The organism is Methylobacterium sp. NEAU K (genome assembly GCF_030700285.1).
In the GTDB taxonomy this organism is placed as follows: Bacteria; Pseudomonadota; Alphaproteobacteria; order Rhizobiales; family Beijerinckiaceae; genus Methylobacterium.
Genome location: NZ_JAUYZJ010000034.1, coordinates 1 through 17,947, shown reverse-complemented (window position 1 = coordinate 17,947; position 17,947 = coordinate 1). Strand labels below are relative to the sequence as shown.

The following is a 17,947-nucleotide window of genomic DNA, read 5'->3' as shown; positions in this document are numbered from 1 at the left end:
GGAATCACGGGGAGAGCGCCGATGGACGCTGCCAAGGAGCCTGCAAAGGACGCTTCGCCTTCGGAACCGCCGGTCGCGAGCCCCCAGGCCGCCGAGGCGCACAAGCCGGCGCCGAACATGCCGCAATTCACCCGCGCGGAGGACCTCCACGCCTATCACGAGATGCTGCTGATCCGGCGCTTCGAGGAGAAGGCCGGCCAGCTCTACGGCATGGGCCTGATCGGCGGCTTCTGCCACCTCTATATCGGCCAGGAAGCCGTGGTGATCGGCATGCAGATGGCCTCGGTCGAGGGCGACCAGGTCATTACCGGCTACCGCGACCACGGCCACATGCTGGCCTGTGGCATGGACCCGAAGGGCGTGATGGCCGAGCTGACCGGACGCCGGGGCGGCTACAGCCGCGGCAAGGGCGGCTCCATGCACATGTTCAGCCGCGAGAAGCAGTTCTTCGGCGGCCACGGCATCGTCGGCGCCCAGGTCTCGCTCGGTACCGGCCTCGCCTTCGCCGACCATTACCGGGACAACGGCAAGGTCAGCCTCACCTATATGGGTGACGGCGCGGCCAACCAGGGCCAGGTCTACGAGAGCTTCAACATGGCGGCTCTCTGGAAGCTGCCGGTGGTCTACGTGATCGAGAACAACCGCTACGCCATGGGCACCTCGGTGGCCCGGGCCTCGGCGCAGACGGACTTCTCCAAGCGCGGCCTCTCCTTCGGCATCCCGGGCGAGCAGGTCGACGGTATGGACGTGCGCACAGTGCGCGAGGCCGCCACCCGGGCGGTGGAGCACGCCCGCTCGGGCCAGGGCCCCTACATCCTGGAGATGCAGACCTACCGCTATCGCGGCCACTCCATGTCCGATCCGGCCAAGTACCGGACCAAGGACGAGGTCTCGAAGATGCGCGACGAGCACGACCCGATCGAGATGGTGCGCAAGCGCCTGCTCGAGCTGCACGGGGTGCCGGAGGCGGAGATCAAGGCGACCGACGCCAAGGTCCGCGAGACCGTCAACGCGGCGGCCGAGTTCGCCACCAACGATCCCGAGCCGGATCCCGCGGAACTCTGGACCGACATCCTGCTGGACGCGCACGCCTGAACGCGCGGACGAAACCGCTGGCCGCCCCCTTATCGAAAAGACGACCGCAGAGCTGAGCATGGCGACCGACATCCTAATGCCCGCCCTCTCGCCGACCATGGAGGAGGGCAAGCTCGCCAAGTGGCTGAAGAAGGAGGGTGACGCCGTGAAATCCGGCGACGTGCTCGCCGAGATCGAAACCGACAAGGCGACCATGGAGGTCGAGGCCATCGACGAGGGCGTGCTCGCCAAGATCCTGATCGAGGAGGGCACCGAGGGTGTCGCGGTCAACACGCCGATCGCCATCATCGCGGGCGAGGGCGAGGACGTGTCGGCGGCGGCCGCCGGCGGCGGCAAGGCGAAGCCCAACGGCGCGGGCGGCCACCCGGCCCCGACGCCGGACATGCAGGCCGAGGGGATGGCCGAGAAAGCCGCCCCGGCGGCCAAGATCGGTTCCGACGCCCCGAAGGCGCCGGCCGCCCCGGCCGTCATCACCAAAACGACCGACGAGCCGGTGATGGAGGAGTTCCCGGCCAACACCCCGATGGTCACCACCACGGTGCGCGAAGCCCTGCGCGACGCCATGGCCGAGGAGATGCGCCGCGACGGCGACGTCTTCGTCATGGGCGAGGAGGTCGCCGAGTATCAGGGCGCCTACAAGATCACCCAGGGGCTGCTGCAGGAATTCGGCGCCAAGCGGGTGGTCGACACCCCGATCACCGAGCACGGTTTTGCCGGCATCGGCGTCGGCGCGGCGCTGTCCGGTCTGAAGCCGATCGTCGAGTTCATGACCTTCAACTTCGCCATGCAGGCGATCGACCACATCATCAATTCGGCGGCCAAGACCCTGTACATGTCCGGCGGCCAGCTCGGTTGCCCGATCGTGTTCCGCGGCCCCAACGGCGCGGCCGCCCGGGTCGGCGCCCAGCACAGCCACGATTATGCCGCCTGGTACTCCAACGTGCCGGGCCTGAAGGTGATCGCCCCCTACACGGCCTCGGACGCCAAGGGCCTGCTAAAGGCCGCGATCCGCGACCCGAACCCGATCATCTTCCTGGAGAACGAGATCCTCTACGGCCAGTCCTTCCCGGTGCCGCAGCTCGACGACTTCGTGCTGCCGATCGGCAAGGCGCGGGTCCACCGCACCGGCAAGGACGTGACCATCGTGTCCTTCTCGATCGGCATGACCTACGCGCTCAAGGCCGCGCAGGCTTTGGCTGAGGAGGGCATCGAGGCCGAGGTGATCGACCTGCGCACGATCCGCCCGATGGATTCCGAGACCGTGGTCAAGTCGGTGAAGAAGACCGGCCGCTGCATCACCGTCGAGGAGGGGTTCCCGCAATCCGGCATCGGCGCCGAGATCGTCGCCCGCCTGATGGTCGACGCCTTCGACTACCTGGACGCCCCGGTTCTGCGCATCACCGGCAAGGACGTGCCGATGCCCTACGCGGCCAATCTGGAAAAGCTCGCGCTGCCGACGGTGGCGGACGTCGTCGAGGCGGCCAAGAGCGTTTGCTACAAGTGACGGCGGAGCGGGCGTGACCGCTTCACCGCGCCCCCTCCGTGCACGGGTTCGAGGACAAGCCGGCGCCCCATGAGCAACGACTTCGCCGAACTCGCCATCCCGCCGGATGCCCGCGAACAGGGCGGCGTCGAGGTGCTGCGCGCGGCCGTGGTGGACGGCGCCGTGAGCATCGCCCTGCGCCGCTCCTTCGACGATCCCGCGACCTGGGGCCGCCTGCTGGCCGATCTCGCTCGCCAAGCCGCCCGCGCCTACGCACTGGAGACCGACCTTTCGGAGGAGGAGGCCTTCGAGCGCATCCGCGCAGGCTGGGAGGCCGAGGGGCTCGACCCCGGCGGCTTCAACTAGCGATGGCGGTATCCGACCATGGCTGAGGCAGCGATCCGACTGGCGATCTACGCCGATCTCGAAGCAGTCCCGGACCATCTGGTGGCCGAGATCGTCGACGGGACGCTGGAGACGCATCCACGGCCGCGACCGCGACACGCGATGGCGGCGTCCGACCTGTCCACCTTGCTGGGAACCCCGTTCCGCTATGGGCGCGGCGGTCCCGGCGGCTGGATCTTCATGGTCGAGCCGGAGCTTCATCTCGGCCCCCATGTGGTCGTGCCCGATCTGGCCGCTTGGCGCCGCGAGCGGGTGCCGACCGACTTCGATGCCGCCTTCATCGAGATCGCGCCGGACTGGGTGTGCGAGATCCTCTCACCGGCCACGATCCGCCTCGACCGTGGCCGCAAGCGCCGCATCTACGCAGAGGCGGGAGTCGGCCATCTCTGGCTGCTCGATCCAGCCGCGGGCGTGCTGGAAGGCTTCGCCCTCACGGACGGGCGCTGGCTGCTCCTCGCCACCATCCAGCGCGGCGAGACCGTGGCCCTGCCGCCCTTCGACGCCGTCCCGTTCCCCCTCGACGACCTCTTCCCCTTCGACGATCCGGCCGCCCCGGCCTTGCCCGAGACCTGATGCCATGCCGATCAACGTGCTGATGCCCGCCCTCTCGCCCACCATGGAGAAGGGCAACCTCGCCAAGTGGCTCAAGAAGGAGGGCGACGCCGTGAAATCCGGCGACGTGCTGGCCGAAATCGAGACCGACAAGGCGACCATGGAGGTCGAGGCCATCGACGAGGGCGTGCTCGCCAAGATCGTCGTGCCCGAAGGCACCGCCGACGTGCCGGTCAACGACCTGATCGCGGTGATCGCCGCGGAGGGCGAGGACCCGTCGAGCGTCCAGGCCGCGGGCGGCGCCAACGGGAAGGCTTCGCCCGAGCCAAAGCCCGCCGCCGCGCCGTCGCCGGCCGACCAGAACACCACTCCGGGCGGCGGCCACATGTCCTACGAGCGGGTGAACGCGGCGCCGGAGGGCGCGCAGCCCGGCGGCACCCCGCAGGGTGGTGCGGGCGGGCGGGTGTTCGCGTCGCCGCTCGCGCGCCGGATCGCCAAGCAGGACGGCGTCGATCTCGCTGCCGTGGAGGGGACCGGCCCGCACGGGCGCATCATCGCCCGCGACGTCCAGGCGGCCAAGGCCTCCGGGACCACCAAGGCGCCGGCTGCGCAGGCCGCCGCCGAGGTATCGAAGGCCGCAGCGCCAGCCCCGAAGGCGGCCCCCGCAGGCGCTGCGCCGGCCGGCCTCACGGTCGATCAGGTCAAGGGTTTCTACGCCAAGGGCTCCTACGAGGAAGTGCCCCTAGACGGTATGCGCAAGACCATCGCCAAGCGCCTCACCGAGGCGATGCAGGTCGCACCGCACTTCTACCTCACGGTGGATTGCGAACTCGACGCGCTGATGAAGCTGCGCGAGACGCTGAATGCCTCCGCAGGAAAGGACAAGGACGGCAAGCCGGCATTCAAGCTGTCGGTCAACGACTTCGTCATCAAGGCGATGGGCCTGGCGCTCACCCGCGTGCCCGCCGCCAATGCCGTCTGGGCCGAGGACCGGGTGCTGCGCTTCAAGCAGGCCGAGGTCGGCGTCGCGGTGGCGATCGACGGCGGCCTGTTCACTCCGGTGATCCGCCGGGCCGACGAGAAGACTCTCTCCACCATCTCCAAGGAGATGAAGGACTTCGCCGCCCGCGCCCGGGCCAAGAAGCTCAAGCCGGAAGAGTACCAGGGCGGCGTCACCTCGGTGTCGAACCTCGGCATGTTCGGCATCAAGCACTTCACCGCGGTGATCAACCCGCCTCAATCCAGCATCCTGGCGGTGGGCGCCGGCGAGAAGCGCGTCGTCGTCAAGGACGGGGCACCGGCGGTGGTCCAGGTGATGACCTGCACCCTGTCCTGCGACCACCGCGTGCTCGACGGGGCTCTCGGCGCGGAGCTGGTCTCGGCCTTCAAGGGGCTGATCGAGAACCCGATGGGCATGCTGGTCTAAGCCGGAGCACACGATGTCCGACATCTACGACGTCCTCATCATCGGCGCCGGGCCCGGCGGCTACGTCACGGCGATCCGCGCGGCGCAGCTCGGCTTCAAGACCGCGGTGGTCGACCGGGAGCACCTGGGCGGCATCTGCCTGAACTGGGGCTGCATCCCCACCAAGGCGCTGCTGCGCTCGGCCGAGATCTACCACTACATGCAGCACGCCTCGGATTACGGGCTCTCCGCTAAGGAGATCTCGTTCGACACGAGCGCTATCGTGAAGCGCTCGCGCGGCGTCTCGGGCCGGCTCAACGGCGGCGTCGGCATGCTGCTCAAGAAGAACAAGGTCGACGTGATCTGGGGCGAGGCCGCGGTCGACAGCGTGGCCAAGGGCAACCAGCCCGGCCAGGTCACCGTCACGGAGAGCAAGCGGGCCGAGGCACCCAAGGGCGCCAAGGGGGCCGGCACCTACCAGGCCAAGCACATCATCGTGGCCACCGGCGCGCGCCCCCGGGCGATCCCCGGAATCGAGCCCGACAAGAAGCAGATCTGGACCTACTACGAGGCCATGGTCCCGGAAGCGATGCCCAAGAGCCTGCTCGTGATGGGCTCGGGCGCGATCGGCATCGAGTTCGCCTCGTTCTACCGGACCATGGGCGCCGAGGTGACCGTGGTCGAGCTGCTGCCGCAGATCCTGCCGGTGGAGGATGCCGAGATCGCCGGACTGGCGCGCAAGCGCTTCGAGAAGCAGGGCATCAAGATCCTGACCGGCGCCAAGGTGACGAAGGTCGAGAAGGGGGCCAACTCGGTCACTGCCACCATCGAGGGCGGCGACGGCAAGACCCAGCAGATCACGGCCGAGAAGCTGATCTCGGCTGTGGGCGTCGTCGGCAACATCGAGAATCTCGGGCTGGAGACGCTCGGGGTGAAGATCGACCGCGGCACCATCGTGACGGACGGGCTCGGCCGGACCAACGTGCCCGGCCTCTACGCCATCGGTGACGTCGCCGGCCCGCCCATGCTCGCCCACAAGGCCGAGCACGAGGGGGTGATCTGCATCGAGACCATCAAGGGCCTGCACACCCACCCGATGGACAAGGCCAAGATTCCGGGGTGCACCTACTGCCAGCCGCAGATCGCCAGCGTCGGCCTCACCGAGGCCAAGGCCAAGGAGCAGGGTTTTGCCGTGAAGGTTGGCCGCTTCCCCTTCGCGGGCAACGGCAAGGCGATCGCACTCGGCGAGCCGGACGGGCTGATCAAGACGGTGTTCGACGCCAAGACCGGGCAGTTGCTCGGCGCCCACATGATCGGGGCCGAGGTGACCGAATTGATCCAAGGCTATGTCGTGGCGATGAACCTTGAGAGCACCGAGGAAGAGCTGATGCACACGGTGTTCCCGCACCCGACGCTCAGCGAGATGATGCACGAGAGCGTGCTCGACGCGTACGGCAAGGTGATCCACACCTAGTCGGAGAACTCCTACACCAACAGAGCCTTATACCAAGGCTCACTGAGCGTGACTCACGCGGTGTGGCGGCTGCAGCGGCGTTGTGATCCTGTCCTCGGGTTTCGAACCCGAGGCGGCTGGGATGGCTGCTGCGGTCGGAGTTCGACGCCGAGGGCCTGCGTGCCCTGGCCAAGGGTTCGCGCGATCCAGATCACACCCGGCGTCTACTGGCGCTGTCGGCGCTCGATGCGGGCGGCTCGCGCTCGAAGGCCAGCACGCGCAATACATCGCCGGTTGACTCGCTCGGCCGATCGTCCCGCGCCGTCATCGCGAGCGCAGGGAAGCAAAGACGGCGACAGGCACCGCGCGTCCTTCGACTGGAGACCGTACAAGGCATTCACAAATGCCGGCTGGAATGTCCAGATTTGTGCTATATCAGCACTGAATATTTGTGACAACTGATAAAACGAAATATATATTTACGTAGTTACCGTATATATATTTCAGATAATCATATTTACCGATTTCACCGACAAAGCAATTATTGCTTCAATACATAGACGATAGAGATGTCGACTTTATTACAACGGTCGTTCGGCGCAGTGCGGCGGGCGCCGCGGGCCGTCATGTGATCATTCGCCGGACGTCGTGGACGCATCCGTCCGTGAAGTGATGTTTGAGCACCGCACCGACATGCGCCAGGATGGCCGCATAGAAAACCGCCGGAAGCAGCCATCCATGTATAGCCGCCCAGAGCGCGGCCGTTTTCGCCTCCGGGGCGACAATCTGCGGAAGCAGCCAGCCGTAAAACCATACATCCGCGCCTTGATAGGCGGACATCAACAATCCGCTCGCGGGAAAGGCGACGATGAGGCCGTACAGGAGCAGGTGAAGCGTCCGGGCGGCCCGTCGCTCCCAAGGTTGGAGCGCCTGTGGCAAGCCGGGCGCGGGCGTCGTCAGCAGCACGGCGATCCTGAGGGCGACGACAATGACGAGGGTCAGACCCATCGTTTCGTGCGCGGCGAGGAACGTGGCGCGTTCCGGCGAGCCTCCCGGAAGGACCGATAGGAACAGACCCATCGGCAGGCTGCAGAGCATCAGCGTAGCCGTGATCCAGTGGGCATAGCGCGACAGCAGCCCGAACCGGGCCGCCCCGTTCCGCAGGGGCGGAGCCGACGCCACACGCCGCGTCTGCGCCCAGGCCGCCCACACGAGGAACGGGACCGCCGCGCCCGCCACAAGCGCCTGGATGTTGAGGATGAAGGGCGTGAGGCGCGTGAGCGGCGTGGGTGCATTCATCCGGGCCGTGAGGGTCCCGTCCAAGTCGGCCAGCAGGATCGAAAGACTGATCATCGCCAAGCCGAGGGCGACGGCGGCGGTGCCGGCCGCGCGCAGCCAGCGATCGGCGTGGTTGAGCGTCACCGCCAGGAATACCGCCAGGCTCAGGTACCCCGCCGCCATCATCCGATCGCACCCCGGACCGCGATGGCACTCGCAAGCATGCCGAGCACATAGAGCGGAACCCCGAAGCCGCTGTACCAGATCGCCCGGTCGGTCGGGGCGGCGAGAAAGCGCTGCATCATCAGGAGTTGCCCGGTCAGCAGAATGACGACGATCGCGGCCTCGATCGCTCTGCCCCAGTGCAGGAGCAGGCCGATCACGACGACCTGCGGCAGCCCCATGACCCAGCATGCGACCCGGGCCGCACGGGCGGCCCCGAGCATCGCCGGGAGCGAGCGGATACCCATCCGGAGGTCGCCCGCGACCGACTTGAAGTCGTTGAGCGTCATGATGCCGTGGGCGCCCAGGCTATAGAGGAGCGCGAGCATCAGGGACGGGAGCGGCGGCAGGGCGCCCCCGATCATCACGGCCGCCCCTGTCACCCAGGCGAGACCCTCGTAGCAGAGCCCGCAGGCGAGGTTGCCCCACCAGCCGTTCTGCTTCAGCCGGAGCGGCGGGGCGCTGTAGGCCCACGCGAGCACCAGCCCGACGAGGGCGGCTGCGAAGACCCAGCGCCCGAGGGTCAGCGCCAGCAGCAGCGAGAGAGCGGTCCATACGACGGCGATCCGGAAACCCCAGGTGCCGGGAATGCGCCCCGAAGGGATCGGACGGTTCGGCTCGTTGATGGCGTCGACCTCGCGGTCGTACCAGTCGTTCACGGCCTGGCTCGCGGCGCAGACCAGGGGGCCGGCGAGCACGATGCCGGCCAGCGCAAGCCCCCATCGACCGGCGAGCGGCATCCCCGACGCCACGACGCCGCAGCCGAAGGCCCACATCGGTGGGAACCAGGTCACCGGTTTGAGGAGCTCCAGCACGGCGGAGGGGGCGGGCGTGGTCCGGTTCGTCGAGATCATGCGCTGGTTTCCAGGATGCGACGGCAGCGGACCCGATGCCGTCGCGTGGATTGATCGGCCGTGGCGAGTTCCCGATCACCCGGCCAGCAGGGGGAAAGTGACGCCGATCGCCCAGGCGAAGGCGATCGCGTTGGCGATCCCGGCCACCCAGGGATGGCCGGTGCGCCCGTAGGCCCACGTGCCGATCGCCCCGTAGACGAGGAAGAACAGCACGATCACAGGCACGATGATGACGAGGAAGAACAGGCGCCCGAAATCGAGCCCGACGGCGAGCCCCAGCGACAGCAGGAAGGCGAGCTTCGAGGCGGCGTAGGCGCCCCGCCCGGCGCCCGCCCCGCGCGTCAGCCACTCGTCGGCGAGAAAGAACGGGCCAGTGCCGACGAGCATCGCCAGGACAAGGATGACCCGGTTCGGCCCCGGCACGAAGGCAGTCACGTAGGCATCGATCGGCAGCACGAGCCCGACGAAGCCGTAGAGGGTGACGGCCAACGCTCCGGCGGCCAGCGCCGCGACTGCCGCTGGCGGCGCGGTGTCCCGCGCCGAGGCGGATCGATGCCGCAGCCACCGGAGGCAACCGGCGGTGAGCAGGCCGTACACCGCGAAATGAGCCGCCAGGTAATCCGCGACCAGCACCGGCAGGACGTGGGTCGGCAGCACGCGCAAGACGAGCGGCGTGGCGAGGGCGGGGACGACGAGCGCCGGCCACAGGCGCTGCCAGCCGAGGCCCGCGCCGCGGGGAAACCGGCTGACCACCGGCAGGAGATGCGAGGCCGGCCAGGCCAGTGCCACGACGCCGGCGAGCAGCACGAGGATCCAGGGGCCGCGCCGATCGATCCGCCCCTGCGCGGGCGGCGACCTTCCGAAGGCTCCATCGAGCCAAGCGACGGCCTCCACCAGACTGGCGCGGGCATACAGCACGCCGATGTGCTCGACGCCCTCCGAGACCGCGGCACGGCGCGCCGTGCCGCCAGCGGGGTCGCCGTAGGTGACGTTCTCGCAGGGTGCCTCGGGCGCCGAGACCAGCCCGACCGCCCGCAGGGCCTCCCGGCGCAGGGCCACTTCCCAGCCACCGACGATCACCAGCAGGTCGCGCGGGCTCTCCCGCGTCACGGCTGGCGAGAACATCGAGACCGCGACGGTCGCGGCCACGCCGGGCAACGCCTGCGCGACGCGCACGACGATATCCGAGGCCATCGAGTGGCCGAGCACCGCGAGGCGGCCATCCCCAACCGTCCGGACCCGCTCGGCGACCCGCGCCGTCACCGCGACCAGATTGCGGGTGGCGCCGTCCTCTCGGGTGATGCTGCCGGTCAGCGGAGCCGGGTTGCGGCCGTGGCCGGGAAAGTCGAAGGTCACGGCGACATACCCGGCATGCGCCAGGGTGGTCGCGAAGGGCAGCATCAACTGCTGCGATCCGGCAAAGCCATGGGCGATCACGACGACAGGCCCAGCCGGCGCGGCCTCCGCGCGGAAGATCGTCGCCGGGGTCCCATCGATCGAGACAGCCTCGATCGCGAGCCCGTCCGTCTCTGCGCGCAAGTGCCAGAGTGCCGCCGTGATCGCCCCGAGCGCCAGGGCCACCACCACCGTGCGAAAAGTCTTCTGCCAATGGGACGACCTCACGGCAGCCCGCGCCGGCGGGCGGTGGCGGATGCGTCGCTTCTTGGCCGTTCGTCGGCGACCGGACTCAGGCCGTAGGGCGCCACGAGCGCCCAAACATGGGGCGGCACCATCGTGCGCACGCGGCGCGGACGCTCGCGGCGCAAGTGGAGCACCGTCTCGATGGCCTTCATCTCCAGGCGGGCGCGGGCGAATTCGAGACCGCGCGGTCCGAGTCGCGGCATCAGCCAGCCGACGATCGGGCGCACCCAGCCCGGCATGCGGCGCAAAGGAAGGCCGCCGGCCGCCCGCGCGACGTTGGCCAGAAACCCCTTCACAGGGCCCTGGCGCTTGCCGGCGCTGCCCGGCGCGGCGGTACGGACCTCGGAGCCCAGCAGATCGAGCAGCTCCTCGCCGCGGCCATTGCGGACGATGAGCCACTGTTCCCCGTCGCCGGCCATGTAGCCGACCGTGATGTCCGACAGGGCGTTGGTGTAGTCGACGCAGGTCCGGCAGGTCAGCGGAAAGAAATCCGGCGGCAATCGCGAGATCGGCAGCTGCAGGAACGGGATCGCCTTCACCCGCCCATCTGTGAAGCGCAGCTCGACGTGATAGTCGGCGCGGAACTCGAGGTAGACGATAGTCTGGGGATCGTCGGCAAGCAGGGCCAGGAATTCGTGGAAGCGCTCGGTGGTCGTGTTGTCCGAGCACGGCGTGCCGATCACATAGAGCCGCTCGAAACCGAGTTCTGCTTCGAGGGCCCTCAACGCGTAGACCTGGCAGGGAATGCCGATGACCGCGAGCCGCCGGTACCCCTGCGCGCGCGCCGGTTCCAGCAGCGCGAGGAGCGGCGCGTAGCCCATCCGCATGCCGCGGCAGGCCGCCATGCCCTCCGGCCGAGTCACCAGGACGGGCACCGGCCGCCAGCGGTCGGCAGGATCCGGTGCCATCGTGAGGACGGCTTCGACCGCACCGGTCTCCAGAAGCCGCTCGGCGAGGCGCGTCGCGATCCCGCTCCACTGCGCGTTCGCGAGGGGCCGGATCAGGCTGGCCCGGAGCATTCTCCGGAACGGCCCGAAGAAGACCTCGTCGGGACGTGCCGCGTCGCGCGCCCTACCGTGTACCTGAGCTTCCAGAGCGGGATAGTCGGGCCGGATGAATTGGCAGGCCCGGCCGCACCGCTTGGGCTCCGACGAACGGGAAATCCCGCAATCCGTACAGAGGTCGCGGGGCTCAGCGTCCGTGAAGGCCGGAATCTGGACGGCAGCCTGCGTGTGGGCCGGTAGATCGGCAGGAAGCATACTCACAAGATCATCCCTGCCTTGATTTGATTTTTACTTTATGAATATTACAAAATATTTTCCTTATAAATTTCATATTTATATATTTCGTGTATTATATTATTAATACTGCCTCATCCGAAATGTGACAGTGTAAAACAAATTTTTTACAGCAAACTATGAAATCAACACAGTTCACATCTTCGATTGTGAAATCCCTGCGTCCGTCGCCCTTTGGGCTCATCGATGCTTTCCAGCTCTGACCGCATGCAACCGCCGCTCGAAAAGATTATGAAGCCGGCCGACGAGTGTCAACTTGCCTTGACGGCCGTGATGTAGCGGGCGACCTGACCGGCCGGCTTTGGGCCGGGCAGCGGATCTGGCGTCACGAGCGGCTGAAGGTCCCGCTGAAGCATCGCCCGCGTAGCCGTCTCTGGCCGAATGACGCTCCTGGATTCGTCTGCGGCCACGTCACCGCAACCACTCAGGTCACCGAGATGCGCCAGCGCCTATCGGCGCTCAATTCCATCGCCTCGGCGAAGCTGGCCGATCATCTCCTCGAAGCGCACGAGCGCAATTACGCAACGCCTGATGCCGCGACGCGCTCAAATCCGCCAGTGACGATCTGGACGACCAGCTGGAGGGCGTTCAGACAGGAGATGCGGCAAGGAGACAGCGTCTATTCCCTGCGCGTATCCGAACAAGCCCGTCGCCGAGTGCCGCCGACATTGAGACATGGGGCAAGCGCGCACCATAAATCCGAGTCGAGACGTGAAGCAAAGGCATGCATGGGCGTCCCGACCTCATTGAGGCGATAAAGATGCCTATCTGCCCGCTTTTTGACGACCGCGCGGCCCTGTGGAAGCGGGGGTGTTGTCGCGGTTCTCCTTGAAAAGCTTGCGCCAGCGGGCCACGCGCTCAAGTTCCAGCCTGCCGTCGGCGACGGCGGCCTGGACGGCGCAGCCGGGTTCGTGCGCGTGCGTGCAGTCGCGGAACCGGCACAAGGGCGCGAGCTCAGTGATCTCGGCAAACAGGGTCTCGATTCCTTCCGCAGCGTCGCTGACGTGCAGCGTTCGCATCCCCGGCGTGTCGATGACCCAGCCGCCGCCGGCAATGGCATGCAGCGAGCGCGACGTCGTGGTGTGGCGTCCCTTTGCGTCGTGCTGGCGAATGCCTCCGGTTTCCTGAGGCAGTTCCTGGCTCGGGCCCGCCAGGGTGTTCACCAGGGTCGATTTGCCGACACCGGAGGAGCCGACCAACGCAACGGTCTGTCCGACCCCGCACCACGGTGACAAGGCACTTGCAGCCTCCGAGAGACGGGGATTGACGGTAACGACGGCGAGCCCGCGCTGCAGCTCGGCGGCTTGGCGCTGGTAAGCTCCCACATCGGCCGCCATGTCGGCTTTGGTGAGCAGGATCACCGGATTTGCGCCGCCCTGATTAGCCAGCGCCAGGTAGCGCTCCAGCCGGGCCGGATTGAAATCAGCGTTGCAGGACGTGACGACGAACAGGGTGTCGACATTAGCCGCGGCGGCCTGCAGGGTCCTGCTGCCTTCGGTGCGCCGCTCCAGTACCGTCCTACGGTTGAGGCGGCGATGCAGCGTCTCGGTGCGGGGATCGACCAGCACCCAATCGCCCACGGCGAAATCGCCAGTGTTAGCGTGAACCGGAAGCGTCAGCTTGACGGGTCCGGTCGGAGACAGGCCAGTCAGTCGAGAGCGGTGAACCGTGGCGATCCGCATCGGGGCGAGATCGGTCTCGTGGGGCTCACGCTGGTCCTCGAAGAAGCCGGACCAACCCAGGCTTGCATGCGACACAGGATGGAGGGGCTTGGGATGATCGGTCACCGGCCTGCCCATGACACGGCATCGCCCTTATGACCAGGGCTCGATATTCTGGCTTATCTTGGCTTCTGAGCCCGAACCGCTCGCCGTCACCGACCTCGGCAATGGGCACCTGAGCATCCGGGTGAGAGCGTCGGCTTCTGATGGCGCTGAGTTCGCCGTGGTACCCGGGCTGGCGATGACGGTGGACCAGCAGGTCGACCTCAGTTCCTTCGTGAAGGCCGTCCCTGGTTCCGGACAAGCCAACGTGCCGGAGGTTCTGGATCTGACTCTGAGGCCCGCGGACGGCGAGTAAGTCTTCTCCGGCAAAGCCGATCGCTTTATGGGCTGAGCGGCCCGAGGCGGCTTTAAGGATCACCCCCCGGGATCGGGCGCCGGGCCGTGTGGAACGAGCGGAACCCGCCCACCCGCGGCATCGGCCGCTTGACCCGGAATTGGTCGCTCTCGATCCACTCTCGCAGGCGCTTGGTCACGGGGTGGGTCGGCGCACGCGGCAGCAGGACCTCCTTCCGGCACTCGGCGATGGCCGGCAGGTAGGGACCGGCACCATCGGTGCCGATGCGGTCCGGGGCGAGCGGCGGCTGATTTCGCAGCATCTTGCGGAAGAAGCGCTGGGCGGCATCCAGATCCCGGTTGGCCGTGAGCAGGAAGTCGACGGCCGCGCCGTGCTTGTCGATGGCCTGGCACAGGTAGCGCCACTGGCCGCGCACCTTGATGTAGGTCGCGTCGATGCGCATCGACCCGAAGTGCGGTTTGCGGAACTGGCGCAGGCGGCGTTCGAGGGCGGGGCTCAGGCGAGCACCCAACGGTTGATCGTGGCGTGGTCGACCTCCAGACCGCGCTCCAGCAGCATCTCCTCGATGTCACGGTAGCTCAAGCTCAAGGCGTACCGGAGATACCGGGAAAGAGAAGGCATTGAGGATCATCGGCCGGCTCCGGACGGGGACGGCAAGCTCGGCGGCTAAGGACCTGTAAACGCGGGCCCATTCGCGTTTACGACAGGCTCTCCTTGATCTCAGAATCTGTATGTGAAGGCGCCCTTTGCGGCGTGGTCCTGGGCTCTGGCGCCGATCTGTCCGGTGTAGGACAGGCCGACGGTCGCGGCCGGGCTGAGCATCACCGCCAGCCCGGCCTCGGCCACGAGTGCGTCGCGGTCGATCGGCAGGCCCGCGCTCACGAACCGGGCGCCGGTGCCGCGGAACGCCAGCCCGGCGCTCGGCACGACGTCGCCGAACGTGCGCCGGTAGCCCGCCAGGCCGTGCACGAACACCGGCAGCGCCGCCTCCGGATCCAGCCCCGCCTCCGCGCGCAGGCCCGCGGTGGCGGTCGGCAGCAGGCTGCCGCGCGCCGCCCCCGCCAGCGCCGCCGCCCCGCCCTGCTCGGCGAAGCGGTCGCGCCCGAGCGCCACCACGCCGGTGCCGGCGAACGGTTCCAGCCCCCACCCGGACCCGAGCGCGATCCGGTAGCCGGCCTCGCCGAAGCCCTGGACGCTGCGTCCTTGGGTGCGGGCCGTGGGGGTATCGGTCAGCCCCGGGAACGCCACCACCCGGCGCAGCCGCGCCGGCTCGTCGGCCGCCAGCGCCCCGAACCGCACGACCGCCGGGCCCGCCTCCAGACTGCCGTACAGGCCGCCGAACGTGCTTGCGATCGTGCCGGTCTGGACCTGGCCGGGGCTGGCCAGGCTGGTCTCCAGGTGGCCGCCGACCACGCCGAGCCGCAGGCCACCGACCCGCCCGTCCAGGCGCGTGTCCAGGCGCGTATCCAGGCCCATGACGAAGCCGGCGCTCTGGCGCGACAGACCGGCGGCGTTGCCGTCGGCGCGGGCATGGCCGAGGCTGCCCAGCCCCTGGCCCCACAGGCCGGCGACCCGCGGGTCGAACACCCGCGCGGGCACGTCGCCCGGCTCCGGCGGCGGCCCGGGCCGGTCGGCCGCGTAGGCCGCCGGCAGGGTGCCGTAATCCCGCGCCTCCGGGGCCGCGCCCCGGCGCAGCCGGTCGAGCACCGCCTCGCGCACCAGGCCGGCGGTGGCGAACGCGGTCGAGGCCAGGCTGGCATGACCGTCGCCGGCCATCCCCGCGAAGGCGTTCCGGGCCTGGGGCGCCGACAGGGTCGCGACCGCGTCGTACAGGGCCGAGCCCACCGCCCCGGCCTGCACGGCGGCGGCCGCCGCGCGCTGGTTGCGGGTCCGGGCCACGGCGGCGAAGTCGAGGTCGTTGCGCGCCAGCGTCAGGGTCACGGCCCCGGGCTCGTAGCCCAGGAATGGGGTCAGGAACGCGAAGGTGCTCGACACCCCGGCGAACCGGCCCTGGATGCCGCCGGCGGCGGTCAGGATGGTGTAGCGGGTGCGCGGGGCGTAGGCGCCGGCGCCGGCCACCGCCTCGACGCGGGCGCCCGCCACCGTGGCGGTGCCGCCGACCGCGACCCGGTCGGCCTGGCCGTCGGCGGTGGCGTCGACCCGGTAGACCGAGCCCGGCGCCAGGGTGAGGGTCCCGGCGACGCTGATCCGGCCGAGGGCACTGGATCCGGCGCCCGGGGCGGCGCCGGGGCTGAGCACGCTGCCGGCGCCGAGGCTGAGGCTGCCGAACCAGCCGTCGCCGGTGAGCCGGCTGCCGGCGCCGAAGCTGAGGGCGGCGTTGGGCAGGGCGCCGGTGACGGCGAGCTCGCCGCCCTGCACGCTGACCGGCCCCGAGAAGCTGTTGAGGCCGGCGAGCGTCAGGGTGCCGGCGCCGACCTTGGTCAGGCTGGTGGCGCTGGAGCCGTCGACGATCTGGCCGGCGTAGAGGGTCGAGCTGTCGTCGGTGCCGACCGTGAGCCGGCCGTTGCCGAGCGTCGCGGCGGCGGCGGTGCCGGTCAGCGAGCCGACCGTCAGGGCGGTGCCGCCGAGGTCGAACGCGCCGTCGTTGCTCAGGCGGGCGATGCCGGTGGTGGCGCCGGTGAGCGCGATGACGCCGCCCGGGGCGTTGCTCACCGGCCCGGCCAGCACGCCCGAGGCCTGGACGAAGCCGGTATTGGCCAGCCCGCCGGAGAGGGTGCCGGTGGTGACCAGGATGCCGGCATTGGCGAGCGGGGCGGAGACGGTGGTGAAGGTCCCGGTGTTGATCAGGGTCCCGCCCGGGGCGTTGACGGCGTCGGCGGTGTAGCGGCCGGCATTGATCAGGCGGCCGGTGTTGAGCAGGTCGTCGACGACGCTGGCTTGCGCCGCGACGGTGAGCAGGCCGGCATTGGCGATGCTGCCGGCGACGAGGCTGCCGCCATCCGTGACCGCGACGGTGCCGGCGTTGCCGAGCGCCCCGGCGAGGCGGTAGCGCCCGGCGATGGTCAGGCTGGCGTTGGCGGCGTTCGTGAGGCCGGCATCGCCGGTGACCGGCCCGGTGACGGCGAGCTGCCCGGCGTTGCGGACGGCGCCGTTGAGGGCGCCGGCGGTGGCGGTGAGGGATCCGGTGTTGGTCAGCCCGCCCGCGATCGTGCCGCTGGTGGTGGCGGTGCCGGCATTGGTCAGGCCGCCGGCGAGCGTCCCGGCGTTGGTCAGCGTCGTGCCCGCCAGGGTGACCACCGGCGAGACCAGGCTGGCGGTGGCGGTGAGGCTGAGGCCGCCGGCGGCGACGGTGGTCAGGCCGGTGAAGCCGTGGGCGGCGGTGAGGGTGAGGGTGCCGGGGCCGCGCTGGACCAGGTCGCCGGTGCCCGAGACGATGCCGGTGAAGGTGGTGTCGTCGGCGCGGTTGAACGCCAGGGTGCCGGCATCGGCGACGTCGCCGACGAGGCTGCCGGCGGTGCCGCCGGCGCCGACCTGGAGGGTTCCGGCCGCGATGGTCGTGCCGCCCGCGTAGGTGTTGGCGCCGGTCAGCGTGAGGGTGCCGATGCCGGCCTTGGTCAGGCCGCCGCTGCCGTCGAGGGTTCCGGCGAAGGTCGTGGAGGAGCCGTCGCCGCCGGCGGTGAGGCGGGCGGATCCGAGGGCGACGCGGCCCTGTCCGGCCAGCGATCCGACGGTCTCGCTGTCGGCGAGCGCCAGGGTCGCGCCGGCGCCGACCAGGACGGCGCTGCGATCGCCGATGGCGTTGCCGCCGCTGGCCTGGAGGATGCCGGCGGCCACCAGGGTGGGGCCGGCATAGCTGTTGGTTCCGGAGAGCGCGAGGGTGCCGGCGCCGAGCTTGGCCAGGCCACCGGGGCCCGAGAGCGACTGGGCCAGGGTGAAGGTGTTGGCCGGGTCGGCGATGTCGAGGCCGCCGCCGCCATCGGCCCAGGTGATCGGGCGTGGCGTGGCGGTGAAGCCGGTTCCGGTGACCTGCAGGATGCCGCCGTCGAAGGTGAGCGGAGCGGAGCCGGCGCCGAGGCTCGCGTCGCGCGCCACCGACAGGATGCCGCCCGCCAAGGTGGTGCCGCCGGAATAGGTGTTGGTGCCCGTCAGCGTCAGCGTGCCGCCGCCCAGCTTGATCAGGCTGCCCCGGATCGGGATCGAGGCGAAGGAGGCGAGGCGGGT

At 69.3% G+C, this 17,947-nt stretch carries 13 protein-coding genes and 3 pseudogenes; 9 read left to right on the top strand and 7 right to left on the bottom strand.

The features are described from left to right. Window positions 1–21 precede the first annotated feature (21 nt). The 7 genes and pseudogenes from pdhA to Q8W67_RS21815 form a co-directional block, all read left to right on the top strand. The gene (gene pdhA, locus Q8W67_RS21845; RefSeq protein ID WP_370693930.1) at window positions 22–1,095 is read left to right on the top strand and encodes a pyruvate dehydrogenase (acetyl-transferring) E1 component subunit alpha; all 1,074 of its coding nucleotides are present in this window, start codon (window positions 22–24) and stop codon (window positions 1,093–1,095) included. Window positions 1,096–1,153: 58 nt separating this feature from the next. Further along, entirely contained in the window at window positions 1,154–2,599 is a 1,446-nt protein-coding gene (locus Q8W67_RS21840) for a pyruvate dehydrogenase complex E1 component subunit beta (RefSeq protein ID WP_305549871.1), read from the top strand. Between the two features lie 69 nt (window positions 2,600–2,668). Continuing rightward, window positions 2,669–2,944, top strand: a complete 276-nt coding sequence (locus Q8W67_RS21835) for a DUF5076 domain-containing protein (RefSeq protein ID WP_305549870.1) — start codon at window positions 2,669–2,671, stop codon at window positions 2,942–2,944. 18 nt (window positions 2,945–2,962) lie between these two features. Then, window positions 2,963–3,556: a Uma2 family endonuclease gene (locus Q8W67_RS21830; RefSeq protein WP_305549869.1), complete on the top strand. Its 594-nt coding sequence runs from the start codon at window positions 2,963–2,965 to the stop codon at window positions 3,554–3,556. Between the two features lie 4 nt (window positions 3,557–3,560). Then, the gene (locus Q8W67_RS21825) at window positions 3,561–4,961 is read left to right on the top strand and encodes a pyruvate dehydrogenase complex dihydrolipoamide acetyltransferase (RefSeq protein WP_305549867.1); all 1,401 of its coding nucleotides are present in this window, start codon (window positions 3,561–3,563) and stop codon (window positions 4,959–4,961) included. Between the two features lie 13 nt (window positions 4,962–4,974). Then, window positions 4,975–6,414: a dihydrolipoyl dehydrogenase gene (lpdA, locus tag Q8W67_RS21820; RefSeq protein WP_305549866.1), complete on the top strand. Its 1,440-nt coding sequence runs from the start codon at window positions 4,975–4,977 to the stop codon at window positions 6,412–6,414. An 82-nt stretch (window positions 6,415–6,496) separates the two neighbouring features. Next, a pseudogene (locus tag Q8W67_RS21815) lies at window positions 6,497–6,668 on the top strand (IS630 family transposase); the annotation flags it as partial. Window positions 6,669–7,017: 349 nt separating this feature from the next. Here the strand turns inward: Q8W67_RS21815 and Q8W67_RS21810 are convergent. The 4 genes from Q8W67_RS21810 to Q8W67_RS21795 all read right to left on the bottom strand — a co-directional run bounded on the left by Q8W67_RS21810 (window position 7,018) and on the right by Q8W67_RS21795 (window position 11,647). Beyond that, window positions 7,018–7,857: a cytochrome b gene (locus Q8W67_RS21810; RefSeq protein ID WP_305549865.1), complete on the bottom strand. Its 840-nt coding sequence runs from the start codon at window positions 7,855–7,857 to the stop codon at window positions 7,018–7,020. Next, on the bottom strand, window positions 7,854–8,747 hold the full coding sequence (gene chlG, locus Q8W67_RS21805) for a chlorophyll synthase ChlG (protein ID WP_305549864.1): 894 nt from the start codon (window positions 8,745–8,747) through the stop codon (window positions 7,854–7,856). The genes Q8W67_RS21810 and chlG overlap by 4 nt, the downstream gene beginning before the upstream one ends. A 75-nt stretch (window positions 8,748–8,822) precedes the next feature. Next, complete coding sequence (locus Q8W67_RS21800) at window positions 8,823–10,370, bottom strand: alpha/beta hydrolase (RefSeq protein ID WP_305549863.1); 1,548 nt, start codon at window positions 10,368–10,370, stop codon at window positions 8,823–8,825. After that, window positions 10,367–11,647: a Coenzyme F420 hydrogenase/dehydrogenase, beta subunit C-terminal domain gene (locus tag Q8W67_RS21795; protein ID WP_305549908.1), complete on the bottom strand. Its 1,281-nt coding sequence runs from the start codon at window positions 11,645–11,647 to the stop codon at window positions 10,367–10,369. Before Q8W67_RS21795 ends, Q8W67_RS21800 begins: the two co-directional genes overlap by 4 nt. Window positions 11,648–11,997: 350 nt before the next feature. On the opposite strand from Q8W67_RS21795, the pseudogene Q8W67_RS21790 reads away from it, so the two are divergent. Next, a pseudogene (locus Q8W67_RS21790) lies at window positions 11,998–12,110 on the top strand (IS3 family transposase); the annotation flags it as partial. 340 nt (window positions 12,111–12,450) lie between these two features. On the opposite strand, the gene rsgA reads toward Q8W67_RS21790, so the two are convergent. Then, entirely contained in the window at window positions 12,451–13,485 is a 1,035-nt protein-coding gene (rsgA, locus tag Q8W67_RS21785; protein ID WP_305549862.1) for a ribosome small subunit-dependent GTPase A, read from the bottom strand. Window positions 13,486–13,531: 46 nt separating this feature from the next. Here rsgA and Q8W67_RS21780 point away from each other — a divergent pair, with 46 nt between their 5' ends. Further along, window positions 13,532–13,765, top strand: coding sequence for a hypothetical protein (locus Q8W67_RS21780; protein ID WP_305549861.1), 234 nt, complete (start codon window positions 13,532–13,534; stop codon window positions 13,763–13,765). 64 nt (window positions 13,766–13,829) lie between these two features. Here Q8W67_RS21780 and Q8W67_RS21775 read toward each other — a convergent pair. Both Q8W67_RS21775 and Q8W67_RS21770 read right to left on the bottom strand, forming a co-directional pair. Further along, window positions 13,830–14,380 (bottom strand): annotated as a pseudogene (locus Q8W67_RS21775) (IS6 family transposase); the annotation flags it as partial. Window positions 14,381–14,485: 105 nt separating this feature from the next. Next, window positions 14,486–17,947: autotransporter domain-containing protein (locus Q8W67_RS21770; RefSeq protein ID WP_305549860.1), on the bottom strand; the 3,462-nt coding region annotated here is incomplete at its 5' end.

Bases quoted from the DNA above. Each gene is read 5' to 3' on its own strand.
- pdhA (WP_370693930.1), top strand. From the start codon at position 22: ATGGACGCTGCCAAGGAGCCTGCAAAGGACGCTTCGCCTTCGGAACCG.
- Q8W67_RS21840 (WP_305549871.1), top strand. From the start codon at position 1,154: ATGGCGACCGACATCCTAATGCCCGCCCTCTCGCCGACCATGGAGGAG.
- Q8W67_RS21835 (WP_305549870.1), top strand. From the start codon at position 2,669: ATGAGCAACGACTTCGCCGAACTCGCCATCCCGCCGGATGCCCGCGAA.
- Q8W67_RS21830 (WP_305549869.1), top strand. From the start codon at position 2,963: ATGGCTGAGGCAGCGATCCGACTGGCGATCTACGCCGATCTCGAAGCA.
- Q8W67_RS21825 (WP_305549867.1), top strand. From the start codon at position 3,561: ATGCCGATCAACGTGCTGATGCCCGCCCTCTCGCCCACCATGGAGAAG.
- lpdA (WP_305549866.1), top strand. From the start codon at position 4,975: ATGTCCGACATCTACGACGTCCTCATCATCGGCGCCGGGCCCGGCGGC.
- Q8W67_RS21810 (WP_305549865.1), bottom strand. From the start codon at position 7,857: ATGATGGCGGCGGGGTACCTGAGCCTGGCGGTATTCCTGGCGGTGACG.
- chlG (WP_305549864.1), bottom strand. From the start codon at position 8,747: ATGATCTCGACGAACCGGACCACGCCCGCCCCCTCCGCCGTGCTGGAG.
- Q8W67_RS21795 (WP_305549908.1), bottom strand. From the start codon at position 11,647: ATGCTTCCTGCCGATCTACCGGCCCACACGCAGGCTGCCGTCCAGATT.
- rsgA (WP_305549862.1), bottom strand. From the start codon at position 13,485: ATGGGCAGGCCGGTGACCGATCATCCCAAGCCCCTCCATCCTGTGTCG.